This is a genomic window from Paractinoplanes ovalisporus (assembly GCF_016834655.1).
GTDB lineage: Bacteria > Actinomycetota > Actinomycetes > Mycobacteriales > Micromonosporaceae > Actinoplanes > Actinoplanes ovalisporus.
Genome location: NZ_JAENHP010000002.1, coordinates 60175 through 80072 on the forward strand (window position 1 = coordinate 60175; position 19898 = coordinate 80072).

Sequence of the window (19898 nt, forward strand, 5' to 3'; positions counted from 1 at the left end):
CCGTACGGCGGTCCGGCTCTCAGCTCTCCGGCACCCGCCACGGCAGGAAGGCGACCCCGCCGAGCAGCACCACCGCGACGATCGTCAGCGCCGTCCGGGCGTTGGTAGCCGCCGCGACGGCCCCGGCGGCCGCGATGAAGACCGGCTGCACGACCTTGTTGGTGACCGACCAGGCCATGACCACGCGGGACATGTGGCCGTCGTCCGTGGCGTTCATGCGGTAGGTCGCGAACGTGGGGCTGAACATGCCCGCGAACAGCACCAGCAGGAACTCCGCGGCCGCGATCAGGACCAGCCCGGTGGCGTTCGCGGGGGCGAGCGGGATCAGGACCAGCCACAGGTTGCGGCCGACGCCCGAGGCCAGCATCAGGCGATGCTCGCCCAGCCGGCGGCGGAGCGGCCCGGCCAGCAGCGAGCCGGCGACCCCGGCCACGCCCGCGGTGCCGATGATCAGGCCGTACTGCCAGGGTGGGAAGCCGAGGTCGCGGACCACCAGCACGGCGAGCAGGGGCGACAGCGCCATGATGCAGCCGCCGAAGATGAGCGAGTTCCAGAAGAGCGCGGCCAGCCCCGGGTGGCCGAGGATGTGGCGCCAGCCCGCGGTGATGTCCCGGCGCCAGTGATGGTCCGGCGCGCGCGGTGGCGGGGGCGGCTCGGGGTGCCGCAGGCCATGCAGCAGCAGCGCCGAGAGCAGAAAGCTCAGTGCGTCCACAACCATCGTGACGGTGGCGCCCAGCGCTGAGATCAGCAGGCCGCCGGCGGCCGGGCCGACCGCGTTGGTGGTCCACAGGGTCGTCTCGAAGCGGCCGTTGGCGTCGGCCCGGTGTTCGCGGGGCACCAGCGTGCGCAGTTGGGCGATGCCGGCCGCGTCGAAGGCGAGCCGGGCCGCCATCTGCGCCATCGCCACCGCGGCGAGGTGCCAGTAGGTGAGGATGCCCAGCCACGCCGCCGTGGGCACGGAGAGCACGGCGAGGAACCGTACGAGGTCCGCGGTCACCATCACCGGGAGTTTGCGATGGTGTTCGATCCAGGGGCCCAGCGGCAGGGCGGCCACGGCGCTGACCACTCCGGCCAGGACGGTCAGCAGCGAGACCCGGAAATCCGAGGCGCCCAGCACCAGCACGGCGACGAGCGGGAGAGCCGAGTAGCCGACGGCACTGCCGAACTCGCTGACCGCGTACGCCGCCCACCGCCGCCGGAAGTCACCCCGCCACTCCCGCGTCACCGCGCCGGCCGCCACCACGGACGGATCGTGTCAGATCCCGCCGCGGATGTGTCAGACGTGGGCGGTGATGTCGCCTCGGTCGGCTGCTCGGCGGCGGATCGTGTCAGACGTGGATGGTGATGTCGCCGCCGGCGCGGATGGCGTCCACCAGCGACTCGTCGGCGGTCACCTCGGCGCCGGGCCAGACGACGCAGCGGGTGACCGCGCCCGCGATGTGGGCGTGCGGGCCGATCACGGACTCGGTGACGGCTCCGGTGACCGTGGCGGTGGGGTCGACCAGGGCGGCGCCGTTCGCGGCGTGCAGATTGGCCTTGAGGTAGTCGGCGGGCGTGCCGGTGTCGATGTAGACGCCCTCGTAGTTGACGAGCTCCAGGGCACCCTCGGCTTCGGCCGGCCGCCACACCGTACGGACGAGGTTGCCGTGATCGGTGCCGAGGTCGCGGACGTAGCGCCAGGGCAGCAGCGAGAAGCCGGTGAAGCGGCGGCCGCTGAAGCCGCCCGTCGCGCCGGGGAGGTTGGGTTTGGTTAGCATGCGGACCGTGTCGCCCGACCAGCCGTCGAGCAGGGCGGCGATGTCTTTGCCGGGGTCGCGGGCGGGGTCGGCCAGATAGGCGTCGGCGTTGCCGACCAGGGCGCCGCGACCGTCGATCCAGCCCTTGAGCCGGCCCACGCCGCCCGAGGTGCCGACCGGGCCGTCGGGCTCGACCGACAGGTGGGCGCGGTCGCCGACGTGCCGCACCACCTGCTCGCCCAGATAGGCCGCGTTGACGGCCACCTCGGCCGGGCCGGACAGGCCGAGCGCGGCCAGCCGGGCCAGGGCGCGGTCGAGCAGGGCCACGTTGCCGACCGGGCAGAGCGCCTTGGGCAGGGTCGCGGTCAACGGCCGCAGCCGCTGCCCCTCGCCGGCGGCCAGGACGACGCCGCAGACCCGGGTCACTTCCGGCGGCCGATGTCGTAGCGGTTCAGCAGCTGGGCGGTGTTGCGGGTGAGGCGGGGCAGGTCGTCGACCGGGAACCAGCCCGCCTCGAGGATCTCGCCGCCGTCGACGCGCAGTTCGGTGGTGGAGGCGGGCACCCGGCCGAAGAAGACGGTGTCGACCACGCCGACGGGGTGGACGATCGCGTTCGGGTTGCCGGGAGTCAGCTCGTCGGGGTCGACCCGTACGCCGGTCTCTTCGAAGAGCTCACGGGCCGCACCCACCGCGGGCGGCTCGTGACGCTTCAGCAGACCCGCCGGCAGGCTCCAGCCGTGCGTGGTGGGCTGGCGCAGCAACAGCAGCCGGTCGGGGCCCTCGGACTCGGAGTCGTGGATCACCGCAACCGCGCCGACCAGGTATTTCGGAGCGACCAGGCTCGCGACGGCGCGGCGCACGGAACTCGGCATGCGATAGAACGTCTGGTAGGCGTACGCCCGCACGCGCCGAGGGATATTCACAACGGCAAGGCTAGCGGGGCCTCGCCGCGGGCTAGTCAGGGTGGTCGACGAGCGCGATCAGCTGCTCGACGACCGTGTCGGGTTCGAGGGTGCGCTCACAGACCGCGACCAGCATCGTCTCGAGGTCGGGATAGCCCAACTCCTCGGCCAGCCGGCGCAGCGGCACCTCGCTGGCCAGGCCCCGGTCGTGCTTGCGCAGGGTCAGCCCGATGGTGGCGCGGCCCAGGCGGACCTTGTCGGCGATGCTGATGCCCGGTTCGTTCTTCTCGTCGAAGTACCGGTTGATCTGCATCTGGGCGGTGCTCGATTTCACGAAGCCGAGCCACTCGCGACGCGGACCGCGAGGAGCGTTCGGCTCCACCTCCACGTGGTGTTCGTTCTCGGAGAAGATCTCGACGACGTCACCGTCGCGCAACTGCGAGCTCAGCGGGGCCAGCCGGCCGTTGATGGTCGAGGCCAGGCACTGGTCGCCGGTCTGCGGGCCCAGTTCGTAGGCCAGGTCGACCGGGGTGGAGCCGCTCGGCAGCTCGAACGCGTGCCCGTGGGCGAAGACCGTGATCTGGGCCTCGGCCAGGTCGCAGCGCAGCGAGGCCAGGAACTGGGCGGCGTCGGTGGTGTCCTGCTGCCAGTCGAGCACCCGCTTGAGCCAGGTCAGCTGGTCGGCGCCGGACGCCTCGGCGGTCTCCGCGTATTTCGGATAGCGGTAGGTCGTGGCCACGCCGTATTCCGAATAGCGGTGCATCGCCCGGGTGCGGATCAGCACCTCGACCAGGCGCCCGTCGGGGCCGGTGACGGTGGTGTGCAGCGAGCGGTAGAGGTTGTTCTTGGGGGAGGCGATGAAGTCTTTGAAACGGCCGGCCACCGGGCGCCACTGGCCGTGGACAGCGCCCAGGGCGGCGTAACAGTCGGTTTCGGGACCGTCGACCACGACCGCGATGCGGGGCAGGTCGAACGGGACGGTGTGGCCGCCGGCGACCGTGTCTTTCCAGATCGAGTAATAGTGCCGGGGGCGGGGGGTGACCTCGGCCGTCACACGCTGGCGGCGCAGGGCCGAGCGCGCCTTGGTGCTGACGTCGTCGAGGTAGTCGTCCCAGCCGGGGCGGTTTCGCACGTGCTCGTCGATGCGTGCGAACGACTCGGGTTCGAGGTGGTAGAGCACCACGTCGTCGAGGTCGCGCTTGAGGGCCTGGATGCCGAGTCGGTCGCAGAGCGGGACGAGCACGTCGAGCGTGGCCGTGGCGATGCGGGCGCGGGAGGCGGGGGAGCGGGCGTCGAGGGTGCGCATGTTGTGCAGCCGGTCGGCCAGCTTGATCACGAGGACGCGGACGTCCTTGCCGGCGGCGACGATCATCTTGCGGATGGTCTCGGCCTCGGCCGCCTTGCCGTAGAACGCCTTGTCGAACTTGGTCACACCGTCGACGAGGTGGGTGACCTCGGGACCGAAGTCGCCGTGCAGCGCCTCGAGGGTGTAGCTCGTGTCTTCCACCGTGTCGTGCAGCAGGGCCGCGACCAGGGTGGTGGTGTCCATGCCGAGCTCGGCGCAGATCTGCGCGACCGCGAGCGGGTGCGTGATGTAGGGCTCGCCGGACTTGCGCATCTGGCCGCGGTGCATGTTTTCGGCGATCGCGTAGCTGCGGCGCAGCACGCCCGCGTCGGCCGACGGATGCACGGCCCGGTGGGTGCGCGTGAGGACGGTGACGGGATCGTCGTCGTCGCCATTGAAGCTGAGGAAGGAGCGCAGTCGCTGGGTGATCGACATGTCGCGCTGGGTTGTCGGCAGGGCACGTCCAAGGGCGGCGCCGTGGCCGGCGTCGACGTCCACTGGACACCCCCTCACCACTGGGCCGCCGGCGCTCGCGCGGGGGACCGCGGGAACCGATGGCCAAATCGTCGTGAAGCCCCGCGAACCAGGCCGGAGATTTCACTTGCCTTACAGCCTAAGCGAGCGAGCGTCATCCGAACGGTCAGTTACGGATGAGCGAACGGACGAGTCTTTGCCCGAAGCTGCGGCTTCTGCCCGGTTGAGCAGGGAGGTGAAGCGCGCCGCGCCACGAACCGGTGACACCCAGTCGCCGGAAGTTTCCACCAGGCGGGTGTCGGGCCGCTCGAGCCAGGCCAGGATCCGCTCGGTCTCCTCGGCCGAGGCGGCGGGCACCGGGCCGCGTCCGGGTAGGACCGTTTCGGCGGTCATCCGGGCCGCGTCGAGAGTGGGGCGCGGGTGTTCGCGGGGTGGCGATGTGGCGGCGGCGGCCAGCCGGCCGTGGCGGACCACGGTGATCTCCCAGCCGCCGACAGTGTCGCGCCGGGCCGCCACGATCTCGGTCAGACGGGTCAAAGCGGACAATCGCTGCATGCGGACGGTGGCCCGCAGCAGCGCGATGAGCCGCGAGCGCAGGACCGCCGCCTCTTCGTAGCGGCGCTTGTCGGACAGCGCCTCGATTCTTTCCATCAGGGCGTCGACCACCTGGGACGGGTCACCGTGGATGGCGTTGCGGAACGGCAGCGCGGCGGTCGTCGCGTAATCCTCCGGAGTGATCTTGTGTTCGCACGGCGCGGGGCACCGGCCCAGCTCGGCCAGGGCGCACGCGGGCGTGGGGGTGCGCACCGACAGCTTGTGGCCGCACTGGCGCAGCGGGACGGCGTCGTAGACCCCGGCCGCGGCGAGCTCGGCCGTGCGGCGCGACGAGAACGGCCCGAGATAGGCCGCGTCGTCGTCGGCCAGCGAGCGGACCACCGACAGGCGCGGATAGGCCTCGGTGGTGAGCTTGAGCCAGACCACCCGCTCCGGATATTTCGAACGGCGGTTGTAGGGCGGGGAGTGGGCCGCGATGAGCCGCAGCTCGCGGACCTCGGCCTCGAGCGGATGGGCGCACTCGACGGCCTCGACCCGGGTGGCCGCCCCCAGCATCTCGGAGATGCGCGCGCGTTTCTCGCTGGCGGTGAAATAGCTGCGTACGCGGGTCTTGATGTCTTTGGACGTGCCCACATAAAGAGGGCGGTCGTCGGCGGCGCGGAAGACGTAGACCCCCGGCACGTGGGGCAGGTCGTCGGCCAGATGGCGCTGGCGGCGCTGGGTCGGGGTGACCGCCTTGGCGAACTCGATGGCGTCGCCCAGGGTGTGGACGCGGAAGCTGCCCAGCCGCTCGATCAGGCCGTGGAGCACGTCGACGGTGGCCCGGGCGTCGTCGAGCGCGCGGTGGGTGGGCTGGACGGTGGCGTGGAAGAACTGGGCGAGCGTGCCGAGCTTGCGGTTGGGCACCTCGTCGCGGGTGAGCGCGCGGCGGGCCACGGCGGCCGTGTCGAGCACCCGGGGGTTGGGCCACTGGTAGCCGTGGCGGGCACACGCCGCCTTGAGAAAGCCCACGTCATAAGGCGCGTTGTGGGCCACCAGCACCGCGCCCCGCAGGAACTCGAGCAGGCTCGGCAGCACCGTCTCGATCGGCGGGGCCGGCGCCAGCATGGCCTCGGTGATGCCGGTCAGCACGGTGATGAACGGCGGCAGCCGCTCACCCGGGTTGACCAGGGTCGCGAAGACGCCCTGCTCGACGCCGGACCGAACCTTGACCGCGCCGATCTCGGTGATGCCGGCGCCGTCGGCCGCGCCGCCGGTCGTCTCGAGATCGAGCACCACGAAGGTGGTGTCGGCGAGGGAGAGCGCCGCCGGGTCGACCGACCCGTCGGCGCTGAGGAGGGTGTCCAGAGTGCCCTGGACATATGCCGGTTGTGCCACGGCGGGGAGATTAGAGAGGGGGTATGACAGAAACTCGCGGCGCTCCTGAAAAGATCACTTGCTTCGACAAGCTTTTCCGCAGCCCGCGGTGGGAGAATGGGGAGATGTCAGAGCTCCTGCCGTCCGGCGACCGCCCCGAGGAGGAGGCGGCTGTCCAGGATGAGGAGTTTGCCCCGGAACCGGTGCTTCCCGAGCCCGTCCGCCAGCGGGTGACCGTTCTGGCCGCCGCCGCCCTCCCGGGTCTGCCCGCCGACGAGATGCCGGTGCAGATGCGCCGCGTCGCCCGCTTCGCCCCCAACCGCCGGGCCCGCCTGGGTGGTCGTGAGATCGCCGCTCAGCTCGCCGCCGACCCGCTGTTCCGTCAGCGCATCAGTGGCCGCATCGTGGCCGACGCGGGCGACCTGGGCAGTGCCGTCGTCGACGGCCGGCCCCCGGGCGCGGCCGACCCGGTCGAGGTGGCCGCCCTGGCCTATCTGGCCCGCCCCGAGGGCTGGCGCGCCCTGATCGAGCAGGCCGGCCAGGCCGTGCAGGCCGAGGCCGACAGCGCCGCCGTGGCCCACCAGGTGCGCGACGCCGAGCAGCGCGCGGTCCGGGCCGAGCACGACCGCACGGTGGCCAAGGTCGAGGCCGACAAGCTGCGCGACGAGCTGGCCCGGGTCCGTGAAGAGCTCGGCCAGGTGCGCGAGGAGGCCCGCTCGGCCGGCAAGGCCCTGCGCGAGGCCCAGGCCGCCCAGAAACGCGCCAGTGACCTGCTGGCCACTGAGAAGGGGCGCGCGTCACGCGTCGCGGCCGACCACGACGCCGAGGTCCGCCGGCTCAAGACCCGCCTGGCCGAGGCCGAGGCGCTGGCCGCCACCGGCAAGGCCGCCGCCAAGGACGCGCGCGCGGCCGACGACGCCCGGCTCTGGCTCCTGATCGAGACGATCGGCCAGGCCGCTTCCGGGCTGCGTCGCGAGCTCGCGCTCAACCCGGCCGACAAGATGCCGGCCGACTATGTGGCCGACGCCGTGGCCGACCGTCCCGGCTCGCCCGAGCGCTCGCAGGCCCGCGCGCAGGACACCGACGACCCCGGCCGGCTCGACCAGCTGCTCGCCCTGCCCCGGGCCCACCTGGTCGTCGACGGCTACAACGTGACCAAGCGCGGCTTCGCCGACATGTCGCTCGAGCAACAGCGCAAACGCCTGATCACCGGTCTCGGCGGCATCGCGGCCCAGACCGGCGACGAGGTGACGGTGGTCTTCGACGGCGCCGAGCGGGTGCATGGCCTGCCGCCCTCGCCGCGCGGCGTCCGGGTGCTCTTCTCCCGCAAGGGCGACACCGCCGACGAGCTGATCCGTCAGCTCGTGCGGGGCGAGCCGGCCGGGCGGCCGATCGTGGTCATCTCCTCCGACCGCGAGGTCGCCGACGGCGTCCGCCGCCACGGTGCGTATCCGATGGGGGCCGACTCGCTGCTGCGCCGGCTGGCCCGCTCCTGACCTGCGGTTTCGAATTTTTGTCATACCCCCGCCCTAGCTTTGTGTCACCGATGGTGGTCGGTCCGCGACGGTGCTTCCCCCGTTGACGTCGCGCCGCCACCCGGGGAGGAGGAGTGATGATCATCGACTGCGGTCGCTGCGACAAGACGGCCCGTGAGTGCCGCGGGTGCGTCGTGGGCGCCCTGCTGAGCACGCCCGACGGCATCAAGGACCTGACTCCCGGCGAGCTTCAGGCGATCGAGGTGTTCGAGCTGGCCGGCTTCGAGGTCGAGCTGCTCGAGACGCCCGAGCCGCCGGTGGTGGTCCCGATGTATCCGCGAGGCCGTCACGTGGCGTGATCACGACTCTCTAGGATGGGCGGTCACGGTCAGTGCCGGTGTTGAGGAGCGGACGATGAATCGGGTCTGGGCGGCCGGCACGCTGCTGGTCCTGCTCGTGGTGCTCGTCCTCGTCGCCTGGCAGACGATCCCGTGGCACCGCCCGCCCGCGCCGCGCGCCGACCAGCTGGCCGCCCTCGGGCAGCTCCCGCGCGACCAGGTGGCCCGGGCCCGCGAGTTCCACGCCGAGCTGCGACCCGGGTCCTATGCCTCGATGCTCCTGACCCTGATCGTCTCGCTGGTGATCGGGCTCACCCCGATCGGCGCCTGGCTGGTCACCCAGGCCGGCCGTCCGTTCGGCGGCCACTGGCTGGCCCAGGCCGTGCTCGGCGGGTTCGCGGTCGTGCTGGTGGCCGAGGTGGTCACGCTGCCGCTCGCCGCCTGGCGGCACACGATCGTCGTCCGCTACGGCATCTCCACCCAGTCGTGGGGCGCGTGGACGGTCGACCTGCTCAAGGGGTTCGCGGTCGGGGCCGTGATCGGTGGCCTGGCGCTGGCCGGGTTCTACACGGTCACCCACTTCGCGCCGCGCTGGTGGTGGGCGATCGGGGCGGTGGGCGCGGCCGGGCTCGTGGTGCTGCTCTCGTTCGTGCTGCCGGTGCTGGTCGAGCCGGTCTTCAACAAGTTCACGCCGATGGCCGACGGCCCGTTGCGTACGGAGTTGATCGAGTTGGCGGCCCGTGACAGCGTACCGGTGAAGGACGTGCTGGTCGCCGACGCGTCCCGGCGTACGAGAGCCGTCAACGCCTATGTCTCCGGCCTCGGCCCGACCCGCCGCATCGTCGTCTACGACACGATGCTCACCGAGGCCGAGCCGGCCGAGGTGGTCTCGGTCGCCGCCCACGAGCTGGGTCACGCCAAAGACGGCGACGTCCTCACCGGCACGATCCTCGGCGCCCTGGGCACGGCCGCCGCCGTGATCGCGCTCTTTCTGCTCGGCTCCTGGCAATGGCTGCTCGACCGGGCCGGCGTCGACTCGATGGGGGAGCCGCGTGCCATCGGCCTGCTTCTCGCGTTGGTCACGCTGGCGGGCCTGATCGCCGGGCCGGCCCAGGCCAACGTGTCGAGGCGCATCGAGGCCCGCGCCGACGAGCACGCCCTCGTGCTCACCGGCGACCCGGCCACGTTCGAGGCCATGCAGCGCCGCCTCGGCACGGTCAACCTGTCCGACCCCGATCCGCCCGCCTGGGAGCACACCATGTTCGCCTCACACCCGTCCACGGTGGAACGGATGGCCGCCGCCCGCGCCTTCGCCCGGGGCGAGCGCTGATGGGGCGCACCCTGCTGGTCACCAACGACTTTCCGCCCCGCCCCGGCGGCATCCAGCAGTTCGTGCACAACCTCGCCGTGCGCCAGCCGCCGGGCTCGGTGGTGGTCTATGCGTCGACCTGGCGCGGGGCCGAGAAGTTCGACGCCGAGCAGCCGTTCGAGGTGATCCGCGAGAAGACCGGCATCCTGTTGCCGACACCCGCGGTCGCCCGGCGCGCGGCCGAGATCGCCCGCGAGCACGACTGCGACCGGGTCTGGTTCGGGGCCGCGGCCCCGCTCGGGCTGCTCGCCGAGGGGCTGCGCCGCCGGGCCGGCATCACCCGCGCGGTCGCCCTCACCCATGGCCACGAGATCGGCTGGGCCGCCCTGCCCGGCGCGCGGGGGGCGTTGCGGCGCATCGCCCGTGGCAACGATGTGGTGACCTACCTCGGGGAATACCAGCGCAGCCGCCTCGACCGGGCGTTGCACGGGCTGACCTCGCTCGAGCGTCTGGCGCCCGGCGTCGACGTCGACGCGTTCCACCCCGGCGTCGACGGCAGCGAGGTCCGGGCCCGCCACGGGCTGACCGGCCGTCCCGTGATCGTGTGCGTCTCGCGCCTGGTGGCCCGCAAGGGGCAGGACATGCTGATCCGGGCGCTGCCGACCATCCGCCGCCGCGTTCCGGGGGCCGCCTTGTTGCTGGTGAGCGGGGGCCCGTACCGGAAAACGCTCGAACGCCTGGCCCGCGAGCACGACGTGGAGAAGGACGTCGTCTTCACCGGCTCGGTGCCCTGGCCCGAACTGCCGGCCCACTATGCGGCCGGTGACGTCTATGCGATGCCGTGCCGCACCCGGGCCGCCGGGCTCGACGTCGAGGGGCTGGGCATCGTCTATCTGGAGGCCTCGGCCACCGGCCTGCCGGTCGTCGGCGGTGACTCGGGTGGCGCGCCCGACGCCGTGCGCGAGGGTGAGACGGGTTATGTGGTGGGTGGCCGCGACGTGCCCGCGATCGCGTCCCGCCTCACCGACCTGCTCACCGACGAGGCGCGGGCCAAGGCGATGGGTGCCGCCGGGCGGGCGTGGGTCGAGCAGGAGTGGCGCTGGGAGGCTCAGGCGTCGCGCCTGACCCGCCTGCTCGACAGCTAGCCGGGCCGGCCCGGTCCGCGAGGGCGGGATGGGCGCCTGGCATGCGGCGGCGGGTGGGCGGCGTGAGGTGGCAGCTCTGTAATCGGATGGACGCGCAATGTCACTGTGGCGTAGGAAAGGCTTGTCCCGTGGTGACGCCGAGCGGAAAACGCCGATGCCCGACGCCGATGACACCAAGACTGCTGACGCCCCATCTGCCGACGACCGGCCCGCCGCTGAGGGGTCAGCTTCTGGCGGGCGGCCCACTTCTGAAGAGCGGCCCGCCGCTGAGGGGCCCGCTTCTGGCGGGCGGCCGACTTCTGAGGAGCGGCCTGCTGATGGGCGGACCGGGGCCGACGGGGAGCCGGAGTTCACCGGGGACGAGCTGGCGGTTCCCTACTGGCTGGCCAGCAGCGACGAAGCAGCCAACACCAGCTTTCTGAGAATGGCGCTGCGGCTGCCGCGGCTGCTTCGCGAAGCGTGGCTGCTGGCCTGGCGGGCCGACCCGCGGGCCACCGCGGCGGTGATGCTGCTGCAGATCACGGCCGGTGCCGCCGATGCGGTCGGGATGATCAGCGTGGTCGGTGTGCTCGACGGCCTGCTGCGCGAGGGACCTACTCCCGAACGCGTGCGTGCCGCGCTGCCCTCGCTGCTCCTGCTCGTCGGGGCCGGGGCGGCGCGCAGTGTGCTCGGTTCGGCCGCCGCCGCGGCGAACGGGCGGCTCACGCCCCGGGTGACGCAGGCCGCCGAGATGCGGCTGCTCGTCCTGACCACGCGGGTCGATCTGTCCACGTTCGACGATCCGGCCTGGCGCGACGCCCTGCAGCGGGCCGACGCCCGCGGCCCCAACGCGGCCGGGCAGCTCGTCAACCAGGCGATCCAGCTGATCACCAACCTGATCGGGCTGGTCGCGGCGGCGGGCGTGCTCACCGTGCTGCACCCGGTGCTGCTGCCTCTGCTGGTGCTCGCCGCCGTGCCGGTCGGCTGGGCGGCGGTGCGGTCGGCCCGGCTCGGCCACCGCCGGGACCTGCGGCTCATCGCGGTCTGGCGGCGCAAGTACATGCTGGCCGACCTGCTGGCGTCGCGGGAGTCGGCGCCCGAACTGCGGGCCTTCACGCTGCGCTCGTTCCTGCTGGCCGAGGTGCGCAAGTTGCTGACGATCGCGGCCGACGAGGAGATCCGGGTCTCGCACCGCCAGGTCCGCACCACCCTCGTCGGAGCCGCCCTCGGTGCGGTGGCGACCGGACTGACGTACGGGACGCTGTTGTGGCTCCTCTGGACCGGGCGCATGGAGCTGGCCGTGGGCGGCGCGGCGGCGTACGCGATCAACCTCGGCATCGGGAAGCTCCGGCAGATCGCGCTGGCCGCGATGCAGATCTTCGAGCAGGGTCTCTACTTCGCCGACTTCCAGGGTTTCTGCGACCTGTCCCAGGCGCGGGCCGAACCCGAGCCGGGCGGGGTGGCGCCGCCGTCGTTCGCCGGGATCGAGCTGCGGGGAGTCACGTTCAGCTATCCCGACGCGGAGAGACCGGCCGTACGGGATGTGGACCTCACCCTGCGCCGTGGAGAGGTGATCGCGCTGGTCGGCGAGAACGGGTCGGGCAAGTCGACGCTGGCGGCGCTGCTCGCCGGGCTGTACCGGCCGCAGGCGGGACGCGTGATGTGGGACGGCGCCGATGTGGCCGGGTTCGATCCTGAGTCCGTACGGGAAAGGGTCGCGGTTGTCATGCAGGAACCGACGCGCTGGCCCTTCTCGGCCCGCGAGAACATCGCGATCGGGCGGCACGACCGGGCCGGTGGCGAGGCCGAGGTGCAGGCGGCGGCGCGGGCCGGGGACGCGCATGAGTTCGTGATGGAGCTCGCGCGCCGGTACGAGACGATGCTGTCGCGTCATTTCATCGACGGCGCCGACCTCTCCGGTGGGCAGTGGCAGCGGCTGGCGGTGAGCCGGGCGTTCTATCGGGACGCGCCGCTGCTGATCTGTGACGAGCCGACCGCGAACCTCGACGCCCGGGCCGAGCACGACGTCTACCAGCGGCTGCGGGAGCTGGCCGAGGGCCGTACGGTCGTGCTGATCACGCATCGCATGGCCAGTGTGCGCGAGGCCGACCGGATCTATGTGCTCGACCACGGCGCGGTCGTCGAACAGGGCGGGCACGACGAGCTGATGGCGGCGGGCGGGATCTATGCCCAGATGTTCACGCTGCAGGCCAGTGCCTACCAGTCGGCGTGAGCCGCGTCGCCTGCTCTCGCCGCCGCCCGCCGGTCGTGACAGAGTTGTCCCATGGATCCGGTAGGTATCGGCGCGGTGGTCGCGGTGCTGGTCATCGGCCTCGCCGTCGGTCTGTGGCGTCGTCGTGTCGATGGCCATTTGCGGCCGGTCTCCGCGCAGGCGCCCGGCTCGGCTGCTCCTCGGCCGGATCCCTCGCTCACGGCACCCGCGTCAGGGGCAGTGGCGGCGGACTCGGCCGCGACTGTTCCGGCGGTAGTCTCGGAGCCCGCCGCGTTCGTGGCCGACCAGCGGGAGGAACCGGGTGTGATCGAGGATTCCGGAACCGATCCGAGTGCGGCCGGTCAGCGGCTCGACGCCGCGCTGCTGGAGGAGTTGGGCGTGGGCGAGGCGAAGGCCACCCTGCTGCAGTTCTCGTCGGCGTTCTGCGCGCCCTGCCGGGCCGTGCGGCGGGTCAGTTCCGAGGTCGCGGCCATGGTGCCCGGCGTGCAGCACGTCGAGGTCGACGCCGAGAGCCACCTCGACGCGGTGCGGGCGCTCGGCATCTGGCGTACGCCGACGCTCCTCGTGCTCGACGCCGAGGGCCGCGTCAGCCGGCGCGCCACCGGAGTTCCGGCGAAGCCCCAGCTGATCGCGGCCCTGGGCGAGGTGCTCTGAGCCCCGCCGCGGCGGGAAAGCACCTTTACGTGCCGGTGGTCCCGGCCAGTTCCGGCGGGCGGGTGGGCTCGGCGGTGGCCGGCTGGACGCGGGTCAGGCGGCGGGCCCCCGGGATGAGCAACTGCACGGCGGCCGACAGGAACAGGACGGCCGCGCACACGGTCAGGACCTTGTTGGTGCCGTACGCGTCGGCCAGCGGCCCGGCCAGCACGTTGCCGACCGGCATGGCCAGGAACGACGTGAGGTAGTCCCAGGACGAGACCCGGCCCAGCATGCGCTGCGGAACGTGGTCCTGGATGGCCGTCTCCCAGGCCACGTCGAAGTAGATCAGGCCGGCGTAGCCGATGATCGCGCCCGCGATGACCGCGATCAGTTCGGCCGGCCAGACGTAGGCCAGGGCCCACAGCGGCATGAGCAGCAACGTCAGCCAGCCCGCCCGCAGCAGCCGGCGCGGTTTGAAGCGCAACGCCACGGCTGCGCCCAGCACGCCGCCCAGTCCCTCGGCGGCCGCGATGAAACCGGCCGCCGAGGGGCCGCCCAGCCGTTCGATCGCCACCACCTGCACCAGGACCAGGATCACGCCGTTGGCGATGTGGTAGACGGTCGCTCCGAACAGGCCACCCAGCAGCCAGTCCCGCTTGCTGATCTCGCGCCAGCCCTCGGCCAGCTCGCCGATCATCGAGGCGCGGGGGCCACGCTCGGCCCGTACGCGCAGCAGCAGCGCGGCGACCATCGACGCGAGGAAGCTGAGCGCGTTGACGGTGAAGCCGGCCGACGCACCGAACGCCGCGACGGTCACGCCGCCGAGCGCGGGCCCGGCCACCTGGCTGCCGGTCTGGAGCATGCTGAGGGTCGCGTTGGCCGACTGACGCTTCTCGACCGGGACGAGCAGCGGGCGCAGCGCGCCGAAGGCCGGGTCGAAGAAGCTGGCGGCCCCGGTCGAGATGGCGGCGAGGGCGCAGAGCAGCCACAGGTGGTAGCCGTCGCCGGCGAACATCGCGGCCATCGCCACCGCGGTGAGCAGCCGCACCAGGTCGGAGCCGACCATGACCCGCTGCGGCTGGAGACGGTCGGCCCAGACACCGCCGAACAGGGTGCAGGCGAGCCGGGCGACGATCGACGACGCCATGACCAGGCCGAGGTCGCCGGCGCCGCCGCCGGCCAGCACGACGGCGACGGCAAGCGCCACGGTCTGGAAGCCGTTCCCGACCCACGAGAGGGTCTGCCCGGCGGCGAGGAGCCGGAAATCGGAGATCCGCATGACCGGAAAACTAGTTCACCATCTAACTATTAGCAATCGAAAAGTCAGATGGTGGCAGAATGGGGATCATGGATCAGGACAGCGTCGACCACCATGTGGCCCGGTGGGCGGCGTTCTGGAAGGACGAGCCGGCGTTCGCCCCCGAGGTCGAGGGCGCGCTGGTGCGGATGAACTACATCCAGCGGGAGGCCCGCCGGGCCGACGCCGCCGCGTTCGCCGAGGCCCGCGAGCTGACCTTCGAGGACTACAAGACCCTGCACGTGCTGATGATCCAGCCGTGGCCGATCGAGGCGACCCCCGCGCAGCTGGCCGAGGCGTCGAAGGTGACCCGGGCCGCGATGACCAGCCGGCTCGACCGTCTGGTCGCGGCCGAGCTGGTGACCCGCGAGAACGACGAGACCGACCGCCGGCGGGTGCTGATCCGGCCGACGGCCGCCGGGCGGGCGATGTGGAGCAAATACATCTTCGAGGGCATGGCCCGCGATCAGCGGTTGCTGCGGGCGCTCTCGCACGAGGAGCTGATCCAGCTGAACGGGTTGCTGCGCAAGGTCCTTCTCGACCTCGAGGGCTGAGATGCCCCTCACTCCGGTCAGGGGGCGGCAAAAGTGCTGGTGAATGCGACTCTGACGGGATGGAACTGGATCCCCGCGGGCAGCGGTTCGCGGCCACGGTGACGAGCGTCGTCCTCGTCGTGGTGCTGGCGACCGGATGGGGCTGGCTGGCGCTGGCGCAGGCGGTCGTCTTCGCGATCACGGCGGGCGACCCGCGGCGTGGCCCTTATGCGTCCATTTATCGTGCTCTTCTGCTGCCTCGGCTGGGGCCGCCGGTCGAACGCGAACCCGCTCCACCCGTACGCTTCGCGCAGTTAGTCGGATTTAGCTTTATGGCTGTCGCGAGTGTCGGGTACCTCTCCGGGGTGACGACGCTCGGGGTCGTTTTCACCGCATTCGGGTTGCTGGCGGCGTTTCTCAACGCGGCGTTCGGCCTGTGCCTGGGGTGCGAGGCCTACCTGGCGATCAGGCGGATGACCGCCCGGAACGTCTGACCCCGGAAACACGACACGCCCGGTGGGGGGACCGGGCGCTGACGTCGTGGGGAAGGTGAGGGCTAGAACTTCGGGGCGTCGGGGGCCTCGAGCAGTCCGAGCCGCAGCGCCGTCATCAGGGCCTGCGCACGGTTGGCGGCACCCAGCTTCTCGTAGAGCTTCGAGATGTGGGTCTTGGCCGTGGACTCCGACACGAACAGCTGCTTGGCGATGCCGGCCACACTCATGCCGTCGGCCAGCAGGCGCAGCACCTGACCCTCGCGCGGCGAGAGCTGCGGGCCCGAGGGGGCGAGCCGGCGCTTCATGGCCTCGGCCAGGTCGGCCGCGGTGAAGGCGCTGGGGGCGGACGCGGCGTGCCGGGCGGCCGCCACGACCTCGTCGGCCGGGGCCGTCTTGGGCACGAACGCGCTGGCCCCGGCTTCCAGGGCACCGAACAGCTGGTCGTCACCGGCGTACATGGTGAGCACCACGATGCCCATGTTGGCGTTGTTCTTGCGGAGGGCCTTGGTCGCCTCGAGACCGCTGCCGTCGGGCAGGCGCAGGTCCATGATCACGACATCGGGCTGCAGGGCGCCGGCCTGCCGGACCGCCTCGGCCGCCGTGGCCGCCTCGCCGACGACCTCGAACTGACGGTCGCGCTCGAATGCGTGTCGCAGCCCCTTACGAATCAAGTCATGATCGTCAACAAGGAGGACCTTGGTGCGCGTAGTCGGCGCCGGACTGGTCGACATGCTCGGGTTACTCCCCTTCTGGAGCGGAAACGCTATCCCGCACGCTATCGCGCCTGGCAGGGGATCCGAGCACTACGGCAACGGTTGTCCCGCTGGGGTGTCGCGGCGTGATCTTCAATCGGCCCCGGATCCGTTCGGCCCGCTCGGCCATGATGGTCAGACCGTAACGACCGTCCGGGCGGTCGTCGGCGAATCCCCGTCCGTCGTCGGAGACTTCGATCTCGGCGTAGGGCGGGTCGACAGTACAGGTAACCCACAGATTAGAGGCTCCGGCGTGCTTGCGCGCATTGGTGATCGCCTCTTGGGCGATGCGCAGCAGCTCGGCCTCTGTCGCGGCGGGCAGGCGAGCCGTCGACTCGTCGAACGTGAAGTGCACGCGCAGGCCCGCTGAGGTGCCGAGCGTGCGTGCGTACTCGGCGATGGCGGCGGCCAGGCCACCGTTGCGGTCCACCTCGGAGCGCAGCTCGAACAGGCTCAGGCGCAACTCGGTGATCACGCGGGTCACCTCGGCCCGCAGGGCCCGCAGCTCCTCGGCCGTCTCCTCGGCACCTTCCGGCAGGGTGGCCTGCGCGTTGTCGATGCCGTAGCCGACCATGACCAGCTCCTGCGCGACCCCGTCGTGGATCTCGCGGGCGAGCCGCTGACGTTCCTCGTTGGTGGCCAGCGACCGCACGTCGTCGAAGAGGAGGGCGGCCTCGAGCCGCAGGGCGGCGGCGTCGGTCACCCAGGTCACCTCGCCCACGGTTTCCTTGGGGTACGCGTTGGCGACATCGCTCTCGAGGATCACGAGCCCGATCGTGCGCACGCCGGCGACCAGCGGGACGACCAGCGACGAGGTGTCGCCGCGGCGGCTGGAACGGGCCTGCGAACGGCTCGCGACCTGCGGCTGCTGGCTGGCCCAGGCGTCGGCGATCGCGGAGTCGGCGTCGAGGGTGACCTCCCAGTCGACGCGCTCGACCCCGGTCTGGGCCAGCACGACGAGCCGGCCGCCGCCGCTGGCCGACAGCACGGCCGCCCGGTCGGACGGCTTGACGAGGCGCAACTCCTCGAGGAGGTGCTCGGAGATGCCACCCGGATCCAGCGTGGCCCCGGGCAGGGACCGCGCCACACTGCGCAGCTGGGTGAGCAGGCGAGTGGCTTCCGCGTACGGCTGGGGGGTCGGCTCCGTCGGTTGCATGAACTGGCGCATCGTGTCGGCCGCGAACGTGATGATCGCGCCGAGCACCAGCCACTGGCCGCCGGCCGCGAGGAACCCGGGCTTGGTGATGACGTCGCCGACCAGCGTGCCGCCGACCACCAGGGCGACCGCCGCCACTCCGAGCAGCGCCGCGCCCTCGGTGGGCCGGCGGCGCAGGGCCGCGGTGAGCAACGGGACGGCCAGGTAGGGCAGGACCGCCCACGCGCCGAAGCCGGCGTCCAATGTGTCGTTGGCGATGGCGGCCGAGGCGATCGAGCCGGCCGCGAGACCGGTGACGATGACCTCGGCGAAGCGGCCCAGCGGGGCGAAGAGCGGATGGTCGTGGGCGATCATCGCGGGCAGCGCCGAAACGGCGAGCAGCGCGATCCAGAGCAGCTGGACCGGCTCGCCGGTGACGACCAGGGTGAGCGCTGCGACCAGCGCGAGCATGACGATGCGCGCGGCCACCGCGAGCGGTAGGACGCGCGCGGAGACACTGGCTAGCACCGGCACCTGAGGGATGGTAGCCGCACACCCGCCCGGTGGCTCGTCGTGCCTGGCCCGGCCGCCGGGAATGTCGCAGGCGGGAGGTAGCCTCCGTGCATGGCGGATACCTCGACCCAGTCGATCCAGGTCCATGCGCCCCTCGACCGTGTGGCCGCGGTGATCAGCGACTTCCCGCGCTATCCCGAGTGGGCCGAGGCGATGAAGCAGGTGGAGGTCCTCGAGGAATATGAGGACGGCTACGCCTACCGCGTCCGTTTTGTCATCGACGCCGGGGTGATGGCCGACGACTACACCCTCGAATACGCGTATGCCGACGACCTCTCCCGTGTCGAGTGGCACCTGATCGAGCCCTCGAAGACCCAGAAGTCCCAGCGCGGCTCCTACGACCTGGTCGAGGGTGCCGACGGCACCACCACGGTGACGTACACACTCGAGGTGGAGCTCTCGATCGGCATGCTGGGCATGTTCCGCCGCAAAGCCGAAAAAATGATCATGGACACGGCGCTCAAGCAGCTCAAACGCCGGGTCGAGAGCCTGCAGAGCTGAGTCGAGCGCAGCGGGAGGTTTGTCATGGCCGGATCGGCACGGGAAGAAGCCGAGCGGCTCGTCGCCACGGTTCTGGCGAGGGCGGTCGCGGGGCAGGCCTTCAACGACCGCCGCTGGGCGACGGGTGATGCCGAGTGCTGCGTGTGCCCGGTGTGCAAGGCGATCGCGGCCATGCGCGACCCGAAGCCCGAGACGGCGGCCCGGCTGGCCGGCAGCGCGAGCGACCTGGCGGGCTCGGTGGCGAGCCTGTTGCGCTCGGTCTCGGCGATCGTGGGGGAGAAGCCGAAGCCGGCTCCGCCCGCTCCCGCCAAGCCCGGCAACGCCGACCAGACGTGGTCGGCCGCGACCCGGGCCGACAGCAACACGGCCGACGCCGCCTGGTCGGCCGCCATCAACGCCGCCGAGGCCGAGCGCGCCGCCGCGGCGGTGGAAGCCGGCAGTGGTGACGCGTTGGCGGCTGGCGACACGGCGTCCTCGGGCGGCGTCCTCGCCGGCTCGAGCCACCTTCCCGATTCGACGGATAAATCGGATTTGTCCGGGAAGACGATGAGCGGTGCGGGCGGCGGCGAAACGGATCGGCCGGAGCGAAGCCCCGGGCGGGCCGGGCTGTTCGGAAGCGCCACCAGCGACGACCCCTGGTCGGCGGCGACGACGACCAGCGCGGCTGAGGTAGCCCGGGAACACGCGGCTGAGCTGGCCGAACGCAAGGCGGCGGCGCTCCGGGCGGCGGCCGAGGCCGAGCGGCGGGTCGCCGAGGCGGCGGCTCTGGCGAAGGCCCGGCGTGACGCGGCCGTGAAGGAAGCCGCAGCCGGGGCAGGCGGTGCGGACGCGGGCGCGGCGGGCGGCGCGGGCCCGGCCGGTGGCGGTGCGGGTGCCTCGGGCGGGGCGGGCGGTGCCGGTGGGGGCGAGACCGGGAACACTGCCGGGCGGGCGGGGCGCGGGGAGCGTACGGCTCGAAGGTTGGATGTCTGGGCCGCGGCGACCGCCGATGCGGGTGTTGCCGCTGTGGCGGGCGGGGACGCCGTGGATCATGATGTTGCGGGCGCCGAGGCGTCCGGGGACGAGGGTGGCGGTGGCCCGGGCGACGACGCCCGGGACGGCGACGCTCAGCAAAGGGACAACTGAGGGGA

The 19898-nt window shown here is 72.1% G+C and carries 18 protein-coding genes; 10 read left to right on the forward strand and 8 right to left on the reverse strand.

Annotation, left to right across the window (positions count from 1 at the left end; genetic code table 11):
- Positions 1-19 precede the first annotated feature (19 nt).
- The 5 genes from JIG36_RS06270 to JIG36_RS06290 all read right to left on the reverse strand — a co-directional run bounded on the left by JIG36_RS06270 (position 20) and on the right by JIG36_RS06290 (position 6389).
- The gene (locus JIG36_RS06270) at positions 20-1243 is read right to left on the reverse strand and encodes an MFS transporter (RefSeq protein WP_307872592.1); all 1224 of its coding nucleotides are present in this window, start codon (positions 1241-1243) and stop codon (positions 20-22) included.
- An 85-nt stretch (positions 1244-1328) separates the two neighbouring features.
- The gene (locus JIG36_RS06275; RefSeq protein ID WP_203375095.1) at positions 1329-2162 is read right to left on the reverse strand and encodes a nucleotidyltransferase family protein; all 834 of its coding nucleotides are present in this window, start codon (positions 2160-2162) and stop codon (positions 1329-1331) included.
- Entirely contained in the window at positions 2159-2608 is a 450-nt protein-coding gene (locus JIG36_RS06280; RefSeq protein WP_203375765.1) for an NUDIX hydrolase, read from the reverse strand. The genes JIG36_RS06275 and JIG36_RS06280 overlap by 4 nt, the downstream gene beginning before the upstream one ends.
- Positions 2609-2690: 82 nt before the next feature.
- Positions 2691-4481: a RelA/SpoT family protein gene (locus JIG36_RS06285; protein ID WP_203375096.1), complete on the reverse strand. Its 1791-nt coding sequence runs from the start codon at positions 4479-4481 to the stop codon at positions 2691-2693.
- A gap of 108 nt (positions 4482-4589) precedes the next feature.
- Positions 4590-6389 (reverse strand): DEDD exonuclease domain-containing protein, encoded by a 1800-nt coding sequence (locus tag JIG36_RS06290; RefSeq protein WP_203375097.1) that lies wholly within the window; start codon positions 6387-6389, stop codon positions 4590-4592.
- Positions 6390-6493: 104 nt separating this feature from the next.
- Here JIG36_RS06290 and JIG36_RS06295 point away from each other — a divergent pair, with 104 nt between their 5' ends.
- The 6 genes from JIG36_RS06295 (at position 6494) to JIG36_RS06320 (ending at position 13501) form a co-directional block, all read left to right on the forward strand.
- Positions 6494-7864: an NYN domain-containing protein gene (locus JIG36_RS06295; RefSeq protein ID WP_203375098.1), complete on the forward strand. Its 1371-nt coding sequence runs from the start codon at positions 6494-6496 to the stop codon at positions 7862-7864.
- Positions 7865-7980: 116 nt separating this feature from the next.
- On the forward strand, positions 7981-8202 hold the full coding sequence (locus tag JIG36_RS06300) for a hypothetical protein (protein WP_203375099.1): 222 nt from the start codon (positions 7981-7983) through the stop codon (positions 8200-8202).
- Positions 8203-8257: 55 nt separating this feature from the next.
- Positions 8258-9511, forward strand: coding sequence for a M48 family metallopeptidase (locus JIG36_RS06305; RefSeq protein WP_203375100.1), 1254 nt, complete (start codon positions 8258-8260; stop codon positions 9509-9511).
- Positions 9511-10635, forward strand: a complete 1125-nt coding sequence (locus tag JIG36_RS06310) for a glycosyltransferase family 4 protein (protein WP_203375101.1) — start codon at positions 9511-9513, stop codon at positions 10633-10635. The genes JIG36_RS06305 and JIG36_RS06310 overlap by 1 nt, the downstream gene beginning before the upstream one ends.
- A gap of 424 nt (positions 10636-11059) precedes the next feature.
- Positions 11060-12847 (forward strand): ABC transporter ATP-binding protein, encoded by a 1788-nt coding sequence (locus JIG36_RS06315; protein ID WP_236046039.1) that lies wholly within the window; start codon positions 11060-11062, stop codon positions 12845-12847.
- A gap of 51 nt (positions 12848-12898) precedes the next feature.
- Complete coding sequence (locus JIG36_RS06320; RefSeq protein ID WP_203375103.1) at positions 12899-13501, forward strand: TlpA family protein disulfide reductase; 603 nt, start codon at positions 12899-12901, stop codon at positions 13499-13501.
- A 25-nt stretch (positions 13502-13526) separates the two neighbouring features.
- Here JIG36_RS06320 and JIG36_RS06325 read toward each other — a convergent pair whose 3' ends face one another.
- The gene (locus JIG36_RS06325) at positions 13527-14762 is read right to left on the reverse strand and encodes an MFS transporter (protein WP_203375104.1); all 1236 of its coding nucleotides are present in this window, start codon (positions 14760-14762) and stop codon (positions 13527-13529) included.
- A gap of 68 nt (positions 14763-14830) precedes the next feature.
- Between JIG36_RS06325 and JIG36_RS06330 the strand changes: the two genes are divergently transcribed.
- Both JIG36_RS06330 and JIG36_RS06335 read left to right on the forward strand, forming a co-directional pair.
- A complete protein-coding gene (locus JIG36_RS06330) occupies positions 14831-15334 on the forward strand; it encodes a MarR family winged helix-turn-helix transcriptional regulator (protein WP_203375105.1) in 504 nt (167 codons plus the stop codon).
- A gap of 59 nt (positions 15335-15393) precedes the next feature.
- Positions 15394-15807, forward strand: coding sequence for a DUF4395 domain-containing protein (locus JIG36_RS06335; protein ID WP_203375106.1), 414 nt, complete (start codon positions 15394-15396; stop codon positions 15805-15807).
- A gap of 62 nt (positions 15808-15869) precedes the next feature.
- On the opposite strand, the gene JIG36_RS06340 is transcribed toward JIG36_RS06335, so the two are convergent.
- Together JIG36_RS06340 and JIG36_RS06345 are read right to left on the reverse strand one after the other, a co-directional pair.
- Positions 15870-16538, reverse strand: coding sequence for a response regulator transcription factor (locus tag JIG36_RS06340; protein ID WP_020512124.1), 669 nt, complete (start codon positions 16536-16538; stop codon positions 15870-15872).
- Between the two features lie 7 nt (positions 16539-16545).
- Complete coding sequence (locus tag JIG36_RS06345) at positions 16546-18228, reverse strand: GAF domain-containing sensor histidine kinase (protein ID WP_438870700.1); 1683 nt, start codon at positions 18226-18228, stop codon at positions 16546-16548.
- Positions 18229-18318: 90 nt separating this feature from the next.
- Between JIG36_RS06345 and JIG36_RS06350 the strand changes: the two genes are divergently transcribed.
- Both JIG36_RS06350 and JIG36_RS06355 read left to right on the forward strand, forming a co-directional pair.
- Positions 18319-18768 carry an SRPBCC family protein gene (locus JIG36_RS06350; RefSeq protein WP_203375107.1) on the forward strand — a complete coding sequence of 150 codons (450 nt, stop codon included), beginning with the start codon at positions 18319-18321 and terminating at the stop codon, positions 18766-18768.
- 24 nt (positions 18769-18792) lie between these two features.
- A complete protein-coding gene (locus tag JIG36_RS06355; protein WP_203375108.1) occupies positions 18793-19893 on the forward strand; it encodes a hypothetical protein in 1101 nt (366 codons plus the stop codon).
- The last annotated feature ends 5 nt before the right edge of the window (positions 19894-19898 follow it).

Bases quoted from the DNA above. Each gene is read 5' to 3' on its own strand.
- JIG36_RS06355 (WP_203375108.1), top strand. From the start codon at position 18,793: ATGGCCGGATCGGCACGGGAAGAAGCCGAGCGGCTCGTCGCCACGGTT.
- JIG36_RS06320 (WP_203375103.1), top strand. From the start codon at position 12,899: ATGGATCCGGTAGGTATCGGCGCGGTGGTCGCGGTGCTGGTCATCGGC.
- JIG36_RS06280 (WP_203375765.1), bottom strand. From the start codon at position 2,608: ATGCCGAGTTCCGTGCGCCGCGCCGTCGCGAGCCTGGTCGCTCCGAAA.
- JIG36_RS06340 (WP_020512124.1), bottom strand. From the start codon at position 16,538: ATGTCGACCAGTCCGGCGCCGACTACGCGCACCAAGGTCCTCCTTGTT.
- JIG36_RS06335 (WP_203375106.1), top strand. From the start codon at position 15,394: ATGGAACTGGATCCCCGCGGGCAGCGGTTCGCGGCCACGGTGACGAGC.
- JIG36_RS06295 (WP_203375098.1), top strand. From the start codon at position 6,494: ATGTCAGAGCTCCTGCCGTCCGGCGACCGCCCCGAGGAGGAGGCGGCT.
- JIG36_RS06310 (WP_203375101.1), top strand. From the start codon at position 9,511: ATGGGGCGCACCCTGCTGGTCACCAACGACTTTCCGCCCCGCCCCGGC.
- JIG36_RS06315 (WP_236046039.1), top strand. From the start codon at position 11,060: ATGGCGCTGCGGCTGCCGCGGCTGCTTCGCGAAGCGTGGCTGCTGGCC.
- JIG36_RS06305 (WP_203375100.1), top strand. From the start codon at position 8,258: ATGAATCGGGTCTGGGCGGCCGGCACGCTGCTGGTCCTGCTCGTGGTG.
- JIG36_RS06350 (WP_203375107.1), top strand. From the start codon at position 18,319: ATGGCGGATACCTCGACCCAGTCGATCCAGGTCCATGCGCCCCTCGAC.
- JIG36_RS06330 (WP_203375105.1), top strand. From the start codon at position 14,831: ATGGATCAGGACAGCGTCGACCACCATGTGGCCCGGTGGGCGGCGTTC.
- JIG36_RS06300 (WP_203375099.1), top strand. From the start codon at position 7,981: ATGATCATCGACTGCGGTCGCTGCGACAAGACGGCCCGTGAGTGCCGC.
- JIG36_RS06325 (WP_203375104.1), bottom strand. From the start codon at position 14,762: ATGCGGATCTCCGATTTCCGGCTCCTCGCCGCCGGGCAGACCCTCTCG.